This window comes from Paenibacillus sp. T2-29 (genome assembly GCF_052921365.1).
This window is the reverse complement of sequence record NZ_JBREVE010000015.1, coordinates 53,068-69,466: the sequence shown is the minus strand read 5'-3', so window position 1 is coordinate 69,466 and position 16,399 is coordinate 53,068. Positions and strand designations below refer to the sequence as shown.

General features: G+C 45.2%; 13 protein-coding genes. 10 read left to right on the top strand and 3 right to left on the bottom strand.

What is annotated here, in order from left to right:
* The first annotated feature begins 3 nt into the window (after positions 1–3).
* Positions 4–339: a YolD-like family protein gene (locus ACU1JV_RS26040; protein ID WP_013370963.1), complete on the top strand. Its 336-nt coding sequence runs from the start codon at positions 4–6 to the stop codon at positions 337–339.
* A gap of 115 nt (positions 340–454) precedes the next feature.
* Positions 455–799, top strand: a complete 345-nt coding sequence (locus ACU1JV_RS26035) for a cupin domain-containing protein (protein ID WP_025679674.1) — start codon at positions 455–457, stop codon at positions 797–799.
* Between the two features lie 101 nt (positions 800–900).
* Here the strand turns inward: ACU1JV_RS26035 and ACU1JV_RS26030 are convergent, their stop codons facing one another.
* The gene (locus tag ACU1JV_RS26030) at positions 901–1,770 is read right to left on the bottom strand and encodes an aminoglycoside 6-adenylyltransferase (RefSeq protein WP_413986066.1); all 870 of its coding nucleotides are present in this window, start codon (positions 1,768–1,770) and stop codon (positions 901–903) included.
* Between the two features lie 378 nt (positions 1,771–2,148).
* Between ACU1JV_RS26030 and ACU1JV_RS26025 the strand changes: the two genes are divergently transcribed.
* On the top strand, positions 2,149–5,343 hold the full coding sequence (locus tag ACU1JV_RS26025) for an S-layer homology domain-containing protein (RefSeq protein WP_413986067.1): 3,195 nt from the start codon (positions 2,149–2,151) through the stop codon (positions 5,341–5,343).
* Between the two features lie 121 nt (positions 5,344–5,464).
* Here the strand turns inward: ACU1JV_RS26025 and ACU1JV_RS26020 are convergent, their stop codons facing one another.
* Positions 5,465–6,283: a class I SAM-dependent methyltransferase gene (locus tag ACU1JV_RS26020; RefSeq protein WP_413986068.1), complete on the bottom strand. Its 819-nt coding sequence runs from the start codon at positions 6,281–6,283 to the stop codon at positions 5,465–5,467.
* 258 nt (positions 6,284–6,541) lie between these two features.
* Here ACU1JV_RS26020 and ACU1JV_RS26015 point away from each other — a divergent pair, with 258 nt between their 5' ends.
* From ACU1JV_RS26015 to ACU1JV_RS26000, 4 genes are all read left to right on the top strand, one after another.
* Complete coding sequence (locus tag ACU1JV_RS26015; protein WP_013370968.1) at positions 6,542–7,270, top strand: glycosyltransferase family 2 protein; 729 nt, start codon at positions 6,542–6,544, stop codon at positions 7,268–7,270.
* A gap of 460 nt (positions 7,271–7,730) precedes the next feature.
* A complete protein-coding gene (locus tag ACU1JV_RS26010) occupies positions 7,731–8,084 on the top strand; it encodes a hypothetical protein (protein WP_025675342.1) in 354 nt (117 codons plus the stop codon).
* Positions 8,085–8,597: 513 nt separating this feature from the next.
* Positions 8,598–10,973, top strand: coding sequence for a hypothetical protein (locus ACU1JV_RS26005; RefSeq protein ID WP_446724703.1), 2,376 nt, complete (start codon positions 8,598–8,600; stop codon positions 10,971–10,973).
* A gap of 162 nt (positions 10,974–11,135) precedes the next feature.
* Complete coding sequence (locus ACU1JV_RS26000; RefSeq protein WP_413986070.1) at positions 11,136–11,351, top strand: hypothetical protein; 216 nt, start codon at positions 11,136–11,138, stop codon at positions 11,349–11,351.
* 337 nt (positions 11,352–11,688) lie between these two features.
* Here the strand turns inward: ACU1JV_RS26000 and ACU1JV_RS25995 are convergent, their stop codons facing one another.
* On the bottom strand, positions 11,689–13,218 hold the full coding sequence (locus tag ACU1JV_RS25995) for a glycosyltransferase (RefSeq protein WP_413986071.1): 1,530 nt from the start codon (positions 13,216–13,218) through the stop codon (positions 11,689–11,691).
* A gap of 243 nt (positions 13,219–13,461) precedes the next feature.
* Between ACU1JV_RS25995 and ACU1JV_RS25990 the strand changes: the two genes are divergently transcribed.
* From ACU1JV_RS25990 to ACU1JV_RS25980, 3 genes are read left to right on the top strand one after another with little or no spacing between them, the layout of a single operon-like run.
* A complete protein-coding gene (locus ACU1JV_RS25990; protein WP_013370971.1) occupies positions 13,462–14,328 on the top strand; it encodes a glycosyltransferase family 2 protein in 867 nt (288 codons plus the stop codon).
* Between the two features lie 33 nt (positions 14,329–14,361).
* On the top strand, positions 14,362–15,501 hold the full coding sequence (locus ACU1JV_RS25985) for a DegT/DnrJ/EryC1/StrS family aminotransferase (protein ID WP_413986072.1): 1,140 nt from the start codon (positions 14,362–14,364) through the stop codon (positions 15,499–15,501).
* Complete coding sequence (locus ACU1JV_RS25980) at positions 15,498–16,139, top strand: acetyltransferase (RefSeq protein WP_346835648.1); 642 nt, start codon at positions 15,498–15,500, stop codon at positions 16,137–16,139. The genes ACU1JV_RS25985 and ACU1JV_RS25980 overlap by 4 nt, the downstream gene beginning before the upstream one ends.
* Positions 16,140–16,399 lie beyond the last annotated feature (260 nt).

The window sequence follows — 16,399 nt, the reverse complement described above, 5'->3', positions numbered from 1 at the left end:
ACGATGGGAAAAAAGCTTGAAGGAAACGGCATATGGGAAAGTTCGCGTATGATTTTGCCTGAGCATCGGGAGGCATATTTAAGACTGATGAAGGAGCAGGGAAGACGCGGCAAGCCAACACTGGACGATCAGGAAATACAGCAGATTGAACAGGCCATTATCGTATCCTATAACGAACGGAAGCCAATTACGCTAAGAGTGTTCAATCCGTTTGATGATGAGGAATTGTGCGGACTGGTGACAGTGATTAACACAAGTCGGCGAGAAGTGAAGCTATCTCGCGGGGAAGAGGATTTTAGCTGGATTAAGTTGGAGGAAATTATCGAGGCTGATATCTAAAATGATCTGGCCACGGGACTTTTTTACATTGATTCTGTCATTTTTTATAATTAAGATTGTTGCTTTGTGGTTCTAGATTTACAATAAAAATGTAACTGCAAAGGGGGAGTTCATTTTGAAAATAAGTAAACATAGTGCTGAACATTATATATGGGGAGATCAATGTGATGGTTGGCGCTTGGTGAAAAATGATGATTTGAGCATTATTCATGAGCGCATGCCGGGAAATACACATGAAGTCAGACATTATCATCATCATGCGCGCCAATTTTTCTTTATTTTATCAGGTGCAGCGGTACTTGAAGTGGATGGTGAACGAGTCCAATTAGGATCTCAGGAAGGGTGTGAGGTTCCTCCTATGGTGCCTCATCAAATGTTTAATGAAACGAATGAGGATGTTGAATTTTTAGTTATCTCTCAGCCTGCCAGCAGAGGCGACCGGGTTCTGACCGAAAACTAATATTAGGGGACAGCCCATCCAAAACGGTATTTTGGGCAAACAACGTTAGAGTATAAAAAAACCAGCCTAGCACATCTCAAGTGCCCGACTGGTTTTTTTCATTAATAGATGTCCGTTGCATCTGTAGGGAGAGCTTTTATGTGATAGAGATAGTTAGTAACACGTTGATCGTCCTGAATCGGGTATTTATAACCATAATGGTTCGCCACTTTCTGGGCAACTTCTCTGAATAAATTACCCATGATAAAAAGAGACTGCCACATATGTTCATAGTCTGCATCCGCAAACGTTTGGATGTAGGCCGTCCAATGATCAGGCTCAAGGTGCTTCTCCAAGTATTTTCCCTGCTTCCCTGGATCTGCCGTGAAGTCGGATTGTATACCCATATGCCATTCCAACATCAAGTGAAGTGCATCTCTTACAGGTCGATCTAACATGAATTTGGCATAGGGAAGCTCATGCCGCCATAGTCCTTTAGCCACATAAGTACTGACCCACCAGAACTCATTGCAGGAATCTGCATAGGTTTGGGCGGTTGGAGGGACTGTCTTATAATCTTGAAGATTTGGCGGTGGAAAAGGCTTCACCAGTCCGTCTTTATCCAGGAGCAGTACACTTAAGCTGTCTCGGGGCCAATTGGCGATGTTAGCCACAGGGCAGAGGGTAAGATCTATGCGATTGCCATCCGTAAATAACATAAGAAAAGCAAAGTGATCACGGGACGTCACAGTAGGCTCCGCATGTTCATCGGGCGTCTGCATAATGATCAATTCTCCAAAGTGGTGAATCCAGCCACGTTCCTGAATAAAGCTGTCCATGGAAGATACGAGAAAGACGATGTCATAATCCTGAAAAATATCTCGTGGAGCATGTGGATTGGCGCGTGAACCATTCATAATCACGGCACGTACCCGTTCGTCCTCTTGAGCAAATTGGAGAATGGTATGCAGCATCTCTTGTTCACTTCTCACTATAGTCGTCTCCACAAGCGGTATCGAAAGGAAAAAAACGTAGACAAGACAGCAGTAGAAATAAAGGCCACCAGTTCAAGGATCATCAAGAAAAACGACCTCCTGTAAGTTCTTTTATCTGGGAAAAGTATCCTATCCTTACAATAGCCTATCCATGGAAGCCATTCAACTGTATGGGAGAGGTATGTTCATCACCGAATGTACACTTGACCGAATTGTATAGGCAATTCAAAAGGTTTGGATCAATATCCATCAGCCATATATCATAATTTTATTTATAAGGAAGCAAACAGCGGGCAAATTGTTCAGAATTTGTTCAGTGACGACATTGTATAATCCAAGAAGCAATCATAGATTTATTTCAATAGGAGGAAAGGTATGCATTTTTGCAAGTCTACTAAACGATTCACATATGCATTGACAGCAGTATCACTAATCTTCTCATCGGCCATCTCGGTGGCAGATGCTGGTGCGGCACCAACCGCACAACCCAAATTAATCCAAGACGGAACATGGAGCAAGTCTGACACTTGGATGGATGCTCCAGAAAACTATGTTGGCAGGTCTTCGGACACAGTGTTAGGATATTACCGATCAGCGATTCAGTTTAACATGCCTGAGCTGACAGACAAGGTTGTAACGAAGGCAACCTTGCGAATTCATATCTCTTCCATCGGCTATAGCTATAACTTGAATCCTTTTTTGACCGTGTATGGATCGACTGCCGATGTTTGGAGCAACGAAGCTTTTCCACTGAACCCGACGGATCAGCCTTTGAATACGAAAACAGGCTCAGACCTTCAAGTAGGCTGGGTTGATTTTGATGTTACCCATTTTGTACAACAACAGACGGATGATATTGTCTCCTTTGCATTGCTTGCCAATGAAGAAGGGAACCCTGGAGACTATTCGGAAATTACATATTCAGCCGATGACAACGGCGTAGATATTCCCCAGTTGATATTGGAAACAGCAGCCCTGCCCGCTGTATCCAAAATGCCTGAGGTAGCTGCTGTAACTACTGAGGAAGATATCCCGACATCCAATATAACCATTACACCAAACCCGCAAGATTCAACGGTAGTGACACATTATCAAGTTACGAACATTATCGGGGGCAAGCTGTATCATAGTGATGGGGTAACGGAGACTCCTGATGGAACTTTTATCACGGCAGCAGAAGCCAGCGATGGCGTGAGGTTTGTGCCTATGGCAAACGCCAACAATGCAGCGGGAGACACCTTCTCTTTCGATGTAAAGGCGGCTCAGAGTGCAACGGGGGATGGACTAAGCGATGCTACTAGGGCTGTTGTCCATGTTACGGAAGTAAACGATGCTCCGACAGCTCAAGACCAAACGCTATCCTCCATTTCAGAAGACTCAGGAGAGCGGACCATCCCTTTTGCAGAACTGCTTGCGCATGCGTCTGCTGGTCCGAATGAGAATGGTCAACATCTAACGATATCCTCAGTCAGCAGCATTGCAGGAGGGGCTGTACGTTTGGATGGAACCAATGTGATTTTTACACCTCAGCCGGATTTCAATGGAACCGCTAGCTTCTCTTTTACCGTCACCGATGATGGAACATCGGACGGCGTCTCAGTCCCGCAGTCGGTGGTCAAGCAAGCCTTCTTTGGGGTCAATTCTGTCGCTGATGTCCCTAATGTGACAGATGCTTTGACAGAGGAAGACAAGCAAAGCTTTGACGGACTGATCCTTACTCGTAATCAAGTGGATGGAACTGACGTGTCGTACTTTAGAATCTCAAACATTATTGGTGGAACCCTCTATAAAAACGATGGGGTAATGGAAATCCGAGATGGTCAATTCATTTCTGTAGCGGATGGCGAAGCAGGGCTTAAATTTATGCCAAATCTTTATGCTAACTCTCCATCAGGTGATCATTTCAGCTTCGACGTACAATCATCGCTAGATATGGCTGGAACAGGGGTCAGCGAGCCGAACCAAGCCAGAATCACTGTAAGTGAGGTAAACAACAGTCCGATAGCTGTGAATGATACACTGCCATCGTTATCGGCAAATGCAGGAGCACAATCTATCGCTGTTGATGAACTCTTAGCGAACGACACGGCAGGCCCTGTGAATGAGAGCTTACAACATCTTAGCATCGCATCGGTAGAAAATACGCAAGGTGGGACGGTAGTTCTAGACGGATCGGTTGTGTTATTCACTCCGAATTTAGACTACCAGGGCCCGGCAAGTTTTGATTATACTGTGATTGATAACGGCACAACCAACGGAGCATTAGATGTGAAGAACTCGACAGCTACCGCTTCATTCTCTATCAACTCAGTACCAACGCCAGATCCAACACCAACGCCAGACCCGGTGCCAACACCAGATCCGGTGCCAACGCCAGACCCGGTGCCAACACCAGATCCAGTGCCAACGCCAGATCCAGTACCAACGCCAGATCCGGTACAAACAGATGACAATTACACAGAATTGCGTGCTTCTATCAAAAATAGAAAAATGCTAGTAGGGGATACAGAACGGGTTATAGCAAACGTTGTAAAATCAGATTCGTCAGAGATTGATGTCAGTGAAAAAGCAACTTGGACTTCCAGCAATACGAATGTCGCTACGGTTAATCAGGGAGAGATTAGAGCACTTTCAGAAGGGAACACGGTAATTTCCGCCACATACAGCGGATATAGCTTTAATGTTCCAATTACCGTAACAGCTGTTACTGCTCCCGCACCCAATAATGCTGGCAGTGATTCCAGTAGTTCCAGCGGTAGCGGGTCTGGCCATCGAAACAGTGACCATTCTAGCGATGATTCCAGCAGCAATACGGCAACATCAGCTGTATCATCTTCATCGGTAACTGTATCTAAAGAACCAGTAGCTGTACCTGAAGAACTGGTGACTGAACCAACTGTTCCTGTGCAAGACATATTCAACAGTAACGTAGTGGTTGCAGACAACAAAGTACTGCAGAATATAAAATCTAAAGCAGAATCTGCTTTAAATTCTTCTACTAATGTTAAACCGTCAGACCTACAAGGACATTGGGCAGAAAAGACGATCGACATGTTTTCAAAGCTGGGTATCGTAAATGGATATAAGGATGGCAGTTTCAGACCTGATGGTGAAATTACCCGTGCAGAGTTTTCTACTATCATCTCTAGAATCTTCGATATTAGTGGTGGAAACCAGCCTGTGGTTTTGAACGATATTGGGGATCACTGGGCGCAGGATGCCATAACAAAACTGACCACAGCAGGAGTATTAAATGGTTATGAGGACGGTACATTTAGACCAGACCAAACGATCGTTCGTCAAGAAATGGCTGCCATTTTGGCGCGGATCTTGGATTTAGACCGATTGAAAAAGGACACCTCGAATGAAAAAAGCTTCACCGACCTGTCCACTTCTTTTGCGGCTGATACGATTAAACAATTAGCACAAGCTGGTGTGCTTTCGGGTATAAGTACGAGTCAGTTTGGACCTAAGTATCATGCGTCACGTGCTGAAGCCTTGACTGCGATTTATAATGCACTTAGTTTGAACAGCGAAATTAAAACCGTATTGGAAAGTTTGGAGCAGTAATCTGGAATGATGTAGAGGCGAGCCTATGTGGCTCGTCTTTTTGGTTGAGAAGCAACGTGACAACTGTTATGTTGTACAACAATCCATCAACCTATAGTTGATGAGCTTTAAGACTTGGTACCTACGGCAAGCATATGCGGGCTCTACCGATCACGGATTCCTGCTCTTCAACCTGCTGTGCTATATCCAGCAAACGTCTGCGATGGGAGGGAATCGCCCATTTTTCTTCAAATCCGGGTGCAATCCAGACGGGGCCTTCCACACCCAAAACACGAGGCTCCTGCAATCCAGCCGCCTGCCAGTCTGCACGCAAGGCATCCGGTGTATGAAAGTAGGAGCGTGTGATAAAAGAGGGATAAGCCGCCGGTCGTACATGCTGACCATCTGTTAACTCCTGTCTGACCATATCCATGAATGCATCTTCCTCTAAAATGGTATTGCACTCGCCGTACACCGATAGCCCCCACAGTAACGAGCCAAACCTGGAAATAGCCGAAGTAATCAGCGTTCCCCCCTTTTTTAAGACACGCGCTGCTTCTTGCAGGGCTTTTACTCGTTCCTTCTGTTCTGTTAAATGATATAAAGGTCCCATCAATAGCACGATGTCCGCGCTTTCATCTTTACGATCAATATTTCTGGCATCTGCGGTTTCCAGCTTGCTGATAATGGGTTTATTCAGTTGCTGCTGACGAGCAAATTCAATGGCTTGCGAAGAAAGATCAAATAGATGAACTTCATATCCCAGTTCTGCCAGCCACGAAGAGTAGACCCCTATACCGCCGCCGATATCATAAATAACATGAGTGGACTTGCTGAGATAACGGGAAATGATTTCTTTTGATCTTTCCAGCTCTATTTTTCCGATGCCTCGCTCTAATCTGCCTATTTCTGCACCGCCATCATAATAAGCCAGAATTTCATGCGTATCTTTTTCGAACATAGTGCATCTCACCTCATATGATTGGAATAATATAACAATAGCACTAGCATCAAGAACAAGTCTACCGTACCTTTGAAGAGGTATCCACTTTGACCAACTATGAACTTAGGATACCTATTAAAAGCCAATTTGGGGTCCGGGTTGGCTTTTGCTAAGCAGTAAAGCTCATCATCCACGATTTGAACCCCACAAATATAAATTGCATATATTATCAAGCAAGTTGATCCATAAGATATGAGTTTGAGAGGGGAAGAATACGTGATCATACATGTATACGCATTATGCTGGAACGAAGAAAAGATGCTCCCGTTTTTTTTTAAGCACTATGATAATATAGCCGACCAATATTACATTTTCGATAATGACTCGACTGATAATTCTATATCCATGTTAAAGGCACATCCCAAAGTAAATATGAATAGATTTGAGATCGAAGGTAATTCGGTCGTGAGATCAGCACAAGATCTATTCAACCAATGTTGGAAAGAAAGCAGGAATAAGGCAGACTGGATTATTATCTGTGACGTAGATGAACATTTTTATCACCCTAACCTTAGAACATATTTGCAGGAATGTACTTCGAAAGGGATAACATTGATTGTCCCTAATGGTTATGAAATGGTTTCTGATTTTTTTCCTAATAGCCAGCAACCATTATATGAAACGGTAAGGAATGGTGTAAGAAGTCAAACGTACGATAAGCCTCAAATATTTAATCCAAGTGCGATTCAAGAAATAAATTTTAGCCCTGGTAGGCATACTGCTGAACCTGCTGGGAATGTAATAAAACCATCTAATAATGAAGTGCTATTGTTACATTATAAATACTTGGGATTTGACTATCTGAATTCACGTTTCTCAGCCTTGAAACAAGGGCTACGGGAAGGGGATACCACTAATCGATGGGGATTTCACTATTTGTGGGATGAAAATCAAAAAATGGAACAATTTAAGGATTTAAAAAATAGATCTGTAAGAGTGTTGTAGCATGAGCTGTTGTCGCAAGTGACATTTGTAAGTAACTATTATAACCTTCGCTGTTTCTGTGTAAACGTGCTTGCAAGAGAGTATAGTTTATTTGAAATTGATCTACAAGGATAAAGGCACTTTTTTCTCAGGGTGCCTTTATCCTTTTTTATGGTTGGAAAAGAAATTGGTGAATCAGCTTGCTTAATGCTCGGTCACTGCCTTTTAATGTACCCAGAATTAAAAACGGCTTGAATAAGTAAATATCTATTTTAATTTTAATAGGTAAACAAACAATCATATGTAACAAGTTATTAATATGATACATGGAGCTACATTAATCCCTATTCTGTTCTATATAGATTGAACTTTAAAAAATATAGTAGATAAAGGTCTAAATATATTTTTTAGTTCAATATATATAGTATTTTTATATAATATGGATTTGTAGTTAATAAATAGAAAAGGAGAGATGAACTTAATGGCTGTATTATCAACTGGACCTATTGAGAATAGTCCTGTTAGTGGGATCAGGCCTATTCAGCAGGTTACCGTTAAAATAATTAACCGTGATTTGGTCAATTCTTCAACTATTTTAATTCAGGGCTACATTTTAAATGGTTTACGAACATTGTATGTACTAGAACAAATAGCTTTAGCCCCCAATGCAGTTGTTACGAGAAATTATCTAGCGAACTTCGACGCATATGAATTCGTTTTTACCACAAGCGGTTTAGCAGAAGAAAGTACTGATATTTCAGTTTGGGGAAAAAACGCGAGCGGTACAATCATTGATGTTCAGCGTATTGTTGCGGATGAGCAACTAGGGTCTTAAAACTCAACATATGTATAGAGATAGAACCACAATCGCAGCAAATGGTTGAGACATAAAATAGAGGGAACAGGGTCTTGAGAAAGATCGTTGTTCACAAAAAAAAATTTGCTTTTTACTAGAGAGGAGGGAGTACCTAAATGGCAGTATTATCAACTGGACCCATTGCAAACGATCCTGTTCTAGGAGTCAGACCCACCCAACTGGTCACTGTAAAAATAGATAACCGTGATTCTGTAAATTCTTCTACTGTTTTAATTGAGGGTTTTATTTTAAACGGTAGCAGAACATTATATGTACAACAACTAGTGGCAGTGGGGCCCAATGTGGTTTTAACTAGGAATTTCTTTGCAGGTTTCGACGCATTTGAATTCGTGTTTACCACAAGCGGGCCAGCAGAGGATGAAACTCAAATTTCTGTTTGGGGTAAAGATGCATTGGGGCAATTAGTACCTGCGCATCGGTTAGTATCTGATGAACTTTTAGGAACCGATCAAGGCGTCCAAGGACCTCAAGGTGTCCAAGGACCTCAAGGTGTTCAAGGGCCTCAGGGTGCTCAAGGACCTCAAGGTGTTCAAGGCGTCCAAGGTGTCCAAGGACCTCAAGGTGTTCAAGGGCCTCAGGGTGCTCAAGGACCTCAAGGTGTTCAAGGCGTTCAAGGCGACCAAGGACCTCAGGGAGTCCAAGGCGATCAAGGACCTCAAGGAGTTCAAGGAGCCCAAGGCGACCAAGGACCTCAAGGCGTCCAAGGCGACCAAGGACCTCAGGGAGTTCAAGGAGCCCAAGGCGACCAAGGACCTCAAGGCGTCCAAGGCGACCAAGGACCTCAGGGTGTTCAGGGAGCCCAAGGTGTCCAAGGCGACCAAGGACCTCAAGGCGTCCAAGGCGATCAAGGACCTCAAGGCGTTCAAGGAGCCCAAGGTGACCAAGGACCTCAGGGTGTTCAAGGCGTTCAAGGTGACCAAGGACCTCAGGGTGTTCAAGGGCCTCAGGGTGCTCAAGGACCTCAAGGTGTTCAAGGCGTTCAAGGCGACCAAGGACCTCAGGGAGTCCAAGGCGATCAAGGACCTCAAGGAGTTCAAGGAGCCCAAGGCGACCAAGGACCTCAAGGCGTCCAAGGCGACCAAGGACCTCAGGGAGTTCAAGGAGCCCAAGGTGACCAAGGACCTCAGGGAGTTCAAGGAGCCCAAGGTGACCAAGGACCTCAGGGAGTTCAAGGCGTCCAAGGCGACCAAGGACCTCAAGGAGCTCAAGGCGACCAAGGACCTCAAGGAGCTCAAGGCGACCAAGGACCTCAGGGAGCCCAAGGCGATCAAGGACCTCAAGGCGTTCAAGGAGCCCAAGGTGACCAAGGACCTCAGGGAGTTCAAGGAGCCCAAGGTGACCAAGGACCTCAGGGAGTTCAAGGCGTCCAAGGCGACCAAGGACCTCAAGGAGCTCAAGGCGACCAAGGACCTCAGGGAGTTCAAGGAGCCCAAGGCGATCAAGGACCTCAGGGAGTTCAAGGAGCCCAAGGCGACCAAGGACCTCAGGGTGTTCAAGGAGCCCAAGGCGACCAAGGACCTCAAGGAGCCCAAGGCGACCAAGGACCTCAAGGCGTTCAAGGAGCCCAAGGTGACCAAGGACCTCAGGGCGTTCAAGGTGACCAAGGAGCTCAAGGAGCTCAAGGCGACCAAGGACCTCAGGGTGTTCAAGGAGCCCAAGGCGACCAAGGACCTCAGGGAGCCCAAGGCGATCAAGGACCTCAAGGCGTTCAAGGCGACCAAGGACCTCAAGGCGTTCAAGGTGACCAAGGCCCTCAGGGAGCTCAAGGCGTTCAAGGCGACCAAGGACCTCAAGGCGTTCAAGGCGACCAAGGCGACCAAGGACCTCAAGGCGTTCAAGGTGACCAAGGCCCTCAGGGAGCTCAAGGCGTTCAAGGCGACCAAGGACCTCAAGGAGTTCAGGGAGCCCAAGGCGATCAAGGCCCTCAAGGCGTTCAAGGCGACCAAGGACCTCAGGGAGTTCAAGGCGTCCAAGGCGACCAAGGACCTCAGGGAGTTCAAGGCGTCCAAGGCGACCAAGGCCCTCAAGGCGTTCAAGGTGTCCAAGGCGATCAAGGACCTCAGGGAGTTCAAGGCGTCCAAGGCGACCAAGGACCTCAAGGCGTTCAAGGAGCCCAAGGCGACCAAGGACCTCAGGGAGTTCAGGGCGTCCAAGGCGACCAAGGACCTCAGGGAGTTCAAGGCGTTCAAGGTGACCAAGGCCCTCAGGGTGTTCAAGGCGTCCAAGGCGACCAAGGCCCTCAAGGAGTTCAAGGCGTCCAAGGCGACCAAGGCCCTCAGGGAGCTCAAGGCGTTCAAGGCGACCAAGGACCTCAAGGAGTTCAGGGAGCCCAAGGCGATCAAGGCCCTCAAGGCGTTCAAGGCGACCAAGGCCCTCAGGGAGTTCAAGGCGACCAAGGCGACCAAGGCCCTCAAGGAGTTCAGGGAGCCCAAGGCGACCAAGGACCACAGGGTGTTCAGGGAGCCCAAGGCGACCAAGGACCTCAGGGTGTTCAGGGAGCCCAAGGTGACCAAGGCCCTCAAGGCGTTCAAGGAGCCCAAGGTGACCAAGGCCCTCAAGGCGTTCAAGGTGTCCAAGGCGACCAAGGACCTCAAGGCGTTCAGGGAGCCCAAGGCGATCAAGGCCCTCAAGGCGTTCAAGGAGCCCAAGGCGACCAAGGCCCTCAAGGAGTTCAGGGAGCCCAAGGCGACCAAGGACCACAGGGTGTTCAAGGAGCCCAAGGTGACCAAGGACCTCAGGGAGTTCAAGGCGTCCAAGGCGACCAAGGCCCTCAGGGTGTTCAGGGAGCTCAAGGCGACCAAGGACCTCAGGGTGTTCAGGGCGTCCAAGGTGCTCAAGGCCCTCTAGGTCCACAAGGTGTTCAAGGCCCTCTAGGTGCTCAAGGCCCTCTAGGTCCACAAGGTGCTGAAGGCCCTCTAGGTGCTCAAGGCCCTCAAGGAGTTCAAGGCGTCCAAGGCGACCAAGGTCCTCTAGGTGCTCAAGGCCCTCAAGGCGACCAAGGTCCTCTAGGTGCTCAAGGCCCTCAAGGCGACCAAGGCCCTCAAGGGGTTCAAGGCGTCCAAGGCGACCAAGGACCTCAAGGAGTTCAAGGCGTCCAAGGCGACCAAGGTCCTCAAGGAGTTCAAGGCGTCCAAGGCGACCAAGGTCCTCAAGGAGTTCAAGGCGTCCAAGGCGACCAAGGCCCTCAGGGAATTCAAGGAGCCCAAGGCGACCAAGGTCCTCTAGGTGCTCAAGGCCCTCAAGGCGACCAAGGCCCTCAAGGGGTTCAAGGCGTCCAAGGCGACCAAGGTCCTCAAGGAGTTCAAGGCGTCCAAGGCGATCAAGGACCTCAGGGAGTTCAAGGAGACCAAGGCATTTTGTAAGCTTAAGGTCAAGGTATATTTAGAGGACTCAAAAGTTATTTATAACTTTTGGGTCCTTTTTTTGTTTTAAGTTAATATTTTGCAGTTCTGCTGTAAAAAAAAAACCTTTGTCGAAGCTCCATGGAAATAATTCCAAGAGACTTCGACAAAGGCATTGGAAAATAATTGTTGGCCAATATTCTATTCAGCATTGTTGTAATTTAGGGCAACACAACCACTTTCTCTTTACAGGACGCAACAAATTTTGCATATTGAATACAAGTTTCTAATGAATCATTTGGCTCCATAGGCCACCATCGTATGGCTCCCCTGGGAGCTTTGGAGGCATAGGTTTCGATTTCTGATGGAATTCGACCTACAACCACAATTTCGATCTCCCTAAAGTTGTTTTCAATGCCCTTTTGGAGTGTCTTATTTAATTGCGTATGCTCTATTTCAGGGCAGGAATGGGGGATAGGGAACAATATCGAGAATCTTGAGGTATCTTCTTGAATAACGTGAGCAGATTTCCGGGCAGGATCATCTGTAGAAGTCTCCCATATACGACGATAAGGCAATAGCTGTGGTAAATCGAATTCTTTCAATCTCATTTGAATCCTTTGAAAATTAGATCTATATAGTTCCCCTACAAGAATCTGAATCTGCTTATTTCTGAGGAATGTAGTGTTATTTCCTTGTTCGTTACGATATTGGATATATATCAAATCGGGGATGTTTACAAATTTAGTGCAAAGAAACGTCCGGACCAGCATATCGTAATCATCTGCTACCAGTAGTTCATTGCGATGGCCTCCGATCAGATGATAACAGTCCCTCGTCCACGCACGTGGATGATTGGGTAAACCGACCAGATGACGAATGGTTTTGCCATTAATGGTCGTATGTTTTTGTACATTTTGCCATCTGTTCATATCATGCAGCCAGACTCGATAATGAATACTGTAACCAAAGCCACAATCCCAGCCGTACCAATGCGCATGATTGCTCCCTGCATACACCTCAGCACAATCCCCATAAACAAAGCCACAGTCAGGATTTTGTTGAAATGCTTTGACGATTTTCTCTAGGCAGTCAGGAGTTAGCTCATCATCATGATCAACTTCTACTAAAATTTCCCCTGTACATAGACCGGCTGCAAACCTTTTGATAGCCCCTATATAACCATTGCGGGAATCTTGGCGGTATCTTCGCACACGGTGATCCTCTAAAGGTAGTAAATACTCCTTGTATGTCTCATCTTCATCACCGGAATCATCCACGATTACCCATTCCCAGTTCTTGTAGGTCTGCTTTAATAAAGATTGATAAGGTCGTTGAATTTTTTCTTTTGATCTGTAACTGGCAGTAAACACGGATATTAAAGGTGTGTTTGAAGAGAAATGTGTTGGAGGAATCGTTCTATTCTCCGGAAGAGGATCTGTTGCCCTAAGCCAGCAGAAAAATAAATGCATAGGTTGAATTTCGTCTGGTGATTGGAAGTGTAACCAGCGTTTTTTTTCGTGACCAGGTAACGCTTTTAGTGCTGAAAATTCTCCCCACTCTTCTCCGAGCGAGACGTAAACCCGAGGTTTTTGGAGGCTATTGTCTATAAGTGGTTGATCAGCCTCATACAAGTTTATTGTAATGTGATTCTCTTCCAATCTATCTATCAATTCTTTTACATGATCCTTTAAAACCTTCTTCGATACAAATAAATGAGCTGTCAGTAGCGGAGTGAAATTCAATGACATGATCATTCCCCTTTACCAGTTTCGAACACCAACGAGAGGGAGGTGCCGATTCAGATGTTAGTATTGTTTTTATTGAAACATCCATTTTCCCGGCATCATTTTATTTTTCAGCAATATATATGTATATGTATGTGTATGTGTTCGGGGATGTGAGGAAAATGCCAGCCCATGTGAACATAGCAAATTAAATCGTTTGAAACCTCCGGCGTAGACACCTAAGCATAAAGGAAAGGTGGAGTAAGCGTGCAATGCCCATTAGTAAGTGTAGTTATACCTGCATATAATCGGCCGCATACACTAAAAATCGCCATCGACAGTGTATTGGAACAAACTTATCCGAACATCGAAATCATTATCTGTGATGACAGTACAACGAATGAAGTACAAGAAATGCTTGATTCTTATTTAGATTCTTTTCCCCAAATTAAATATTATAAAAATGATAAAAATCTTTTTCTCGAAAATTGGCATAAATGTTTTGATTTGGCGTCAGGCGAATATATCAATTATTTGATGGATGACGACATGTTTCAAAAAGAAAAAATAGCAAGGATGATCTATTTTTTTGAAAATTTCGAAAACATCACACTGGTTACCTCGTATCGGCAAACCATGGATGAATCAGGGACTATTCTCCCACCGCTCTATGCAACGGAAAGGCTGTACGAGGAAACAAGGATCATGGACGGAAGAATGTTGGCAAACGTTGCATTAACTCGTTGTTTAAATGTGATTGGGGAACCTACAACAGTGTTTTTCAAAAAAGCAGATCTTATCGAACGGTTTGGGGTTTATAAAGGAAAACAGTATTCTCTTCTTAATGATTTAGCTTCCTGGTTGAACTTACTATCCAAAGGAAAAGCAGTTTATATTCCTGAAGCACTAAGCTATTTCCGAATACATCCCAATCAAAATAATCAGACGCTTGGTCAAAATGCGTTCACGGAATGGTTAGATATTATGATTGCCTCAAGAGACGATGGATTTCTTGATACTGATGATTTGTTTAAAACTGCACTTCATGCTTATCAGGAACGTATAAGGGGTCGTCCACAATTTGTTGCAGATATCGAGCGAATTGAAATGATATTAAAAACATTGGAATCCTAGTCTGCTCATCCCATATGCGAAGGAGGCTGGCTCATGTTCGATATTCCCTTTTTACGACCTAATTTAGTAAAAAAGGAACGATTTATTTCCAATTTTAAGAAAATAGAAGAGACCCGGATTTACTCCAATTATGGTCCCTTAAATAACCTGTTTGAAGAGCGGGTCATTGCGCAAATGTTTGATGGAATCGGTTCGGCTGTGACCGTTCATAACGCTACTATTGGCTTGATTTTGGCGATCGCCCAAAGCAAGCGACCACAGGGCAAATATGCAGTTATGCCAAGTTTTACTTTTGCGGCCACCCCACTTGCTGCTGAGTGGTGTGGGTTAGAACCCTACTTCCTTGACATTGAACCGGAGAATTGGCAAATGAATAGGGAGCAGTTAGAGCAGACAGTCAAGCTGCTGGGAGATGAGATTGCGGTAATCGTTCCATATGCCACTTTCGGTACAGCCATTGATTTATCCGTATATAATAAGCTGCAGGAGCAGGGAATTCCGGTAGTCATTGATGCTGCTGCCAGCTTTGGAACGATAACGCCCGAGGAAGCCACCCATTTTGGCAAAGGTTTTGGAGGGGCCGTAGTATTCAGCTTTCATGCCACCAAATCTTTTGGTATCGGAGAGGGTGGATTGGTATACAGTCTGGACCAAGATCTCATTAAGCGAATTCGTCAGGCAGGGAATTTCGGTTTCTCCAGCAGCAGGGAGTCTGTCACCCAAGGTCTTAACAGTAAGATATCCGAGTATACCGCTGCTATCGCTTTAGCCACCCTCGATCATTTTAAGACTGTACGGGAGAACAGAAGGACGATCTACGAATATTATCTTCAAGAACTGCTTCAAGCAGACTTATTAGAACGAGGATGGTCTATACAAAAAACGCAAGGATCAGTTGTCCATCAATTTATCCCTCTCCTTAGTCCGGATTCACACACGAATCAAGAGGTCGTTAAGTTATTAGCCTCTAATTCAATAGAAGCCAGAACCTATTTTTCTCCGGCGTGCCATCAGCAGAAGCAGTTCCAAAGCTATACGCGGTCTACTCTTCGTGTTACCGAACATATTGCCAAACATATTGTCAGCCTGCCCTTGTGGGAAGAACTGGACGAGATTATTGTTCGAAGAATTGTAAACGTTCTAGGAAGCCTGGGAAAAGAGACAACCGGATGAGGAAAATCGTGATTTGGGGATCAGGCGGACATGCAAGGGAAATCAACTGGTTATGTGAAGAGCTAGGAGTGAAAGTGGCAGGTTTTTTGGACGAACGACCTGAGATGAAAGGGCAGATCGTAAATGGCGCTCCTGTACTGGGGACGTTGAATGACATTGAAGCGTTAAAATATGAGGTGGAGCTGATCTGTGCGGGGGTGGGTGACCCGGCATTAAAGAAGCGATTCGTTAATAATACAATTCAATTGGGATTTCGTATCGCAGCTCCGCTAATACATCCCCGTATTCGTTTGTCTCGAAGAAACACCATTGGAGAAGGAAGCATGGTCTTTGAAGGGGCTGTCCTGTCGGACAATATTAAGATCGGACAGCATGTAATTATCAATCGGAGTGTTAACGTGAGTCATGATGCGGTTATTGGCGATTATGTAACCATAGCCCCGGGTGTGAATCTGGCAGGCAATGTAACCATAGATGAGGGTGCCTATATCGGCATTGGTGCCTCGGTACGGGAGAAACGTCACATTGGTTGTTGGTCTATGATCGGTGGTGGGGCCTTTGTTAAAGAGGATATACCTGAATTTTCCATGGCTGCAGGTGTACCAGCAGTCGTTAAAAAACAACTTGATATGTTCTGATCTTCCTTCCTTTAAAATAGAGCGTAATCAAATTTGCAGCAATATGCTTGGCAATAAAGTGATTTACCTGTCAAAAGGCTGTACCGGAAAAGGTTCTTATGACCTGACCCCGGCACGGCCTTATTATATTTTAAGCTAGACGATATATTCGTGTTACATATGGATAAAATTAAAATTTATTTTTGATTATTTTTGTATTTTATATTTTCAAATTAAAACAAAAGTGTTATAGTCTCCATAAACAAAAAAATATCCACCTT

What these genes read in the sequence shown, in the direction of transcription:
- ACU1JV_RS26040 (WP_013370963.1), top strand. Translation starts at nt 4, where the DNA reads ATGGGAAAAAAGCTTGAAGGAAACGGCATATGGGAAAGTTCGCGTATG.
- ACU1JV_RS26025 (WP_413986067.1), top strand. Translation starts at nt 2,149, where the DNA reads ATGCATTTTTGCAAGTCTACTAAACGATTCACATATGCATTGACAGCA.
- ACU1JV_RS26020 (WP_413986068.1), bottom strand. Translation starts at nt 6,283, where the DNA reads ATGTTCGAAAAAGATACGCATGAAATTCTGGCTTATTATGATGGCGGT.
- ACU1JV_RS26010 (WP_025675342.1), top strand. Translation starts at nt 7,731, where the DNA reads ATGGCTGTATTATCAACTGGACCTATTGAGAATAGTCCTGTTAGTGGG.
- ACU1JV_RS25995 (WP_413986071.1), bottom strand. Translation starts at nt 13,218, where the DNA reads ATGTCATTGAATTTCACTCCGCTACTGACAGCTCATTTATTTGTATCG.
- ACU1JV_RS25985 (WP_413986072.1), top strand. Translation starts at nt 14,362, where the DNA reads ATGTTCGATATTCCCTTTTTACGACCTAATTTAGTAAAAAAGGAACGA.
- ACU1JV_RS25980 (WP_346835648.1), top strand. Translation starts at nt 15,498, where the DNA reads ATGAGGAAAATCGTGATTTGGGGATCAGGCGGACATGCAAGGGAAATC.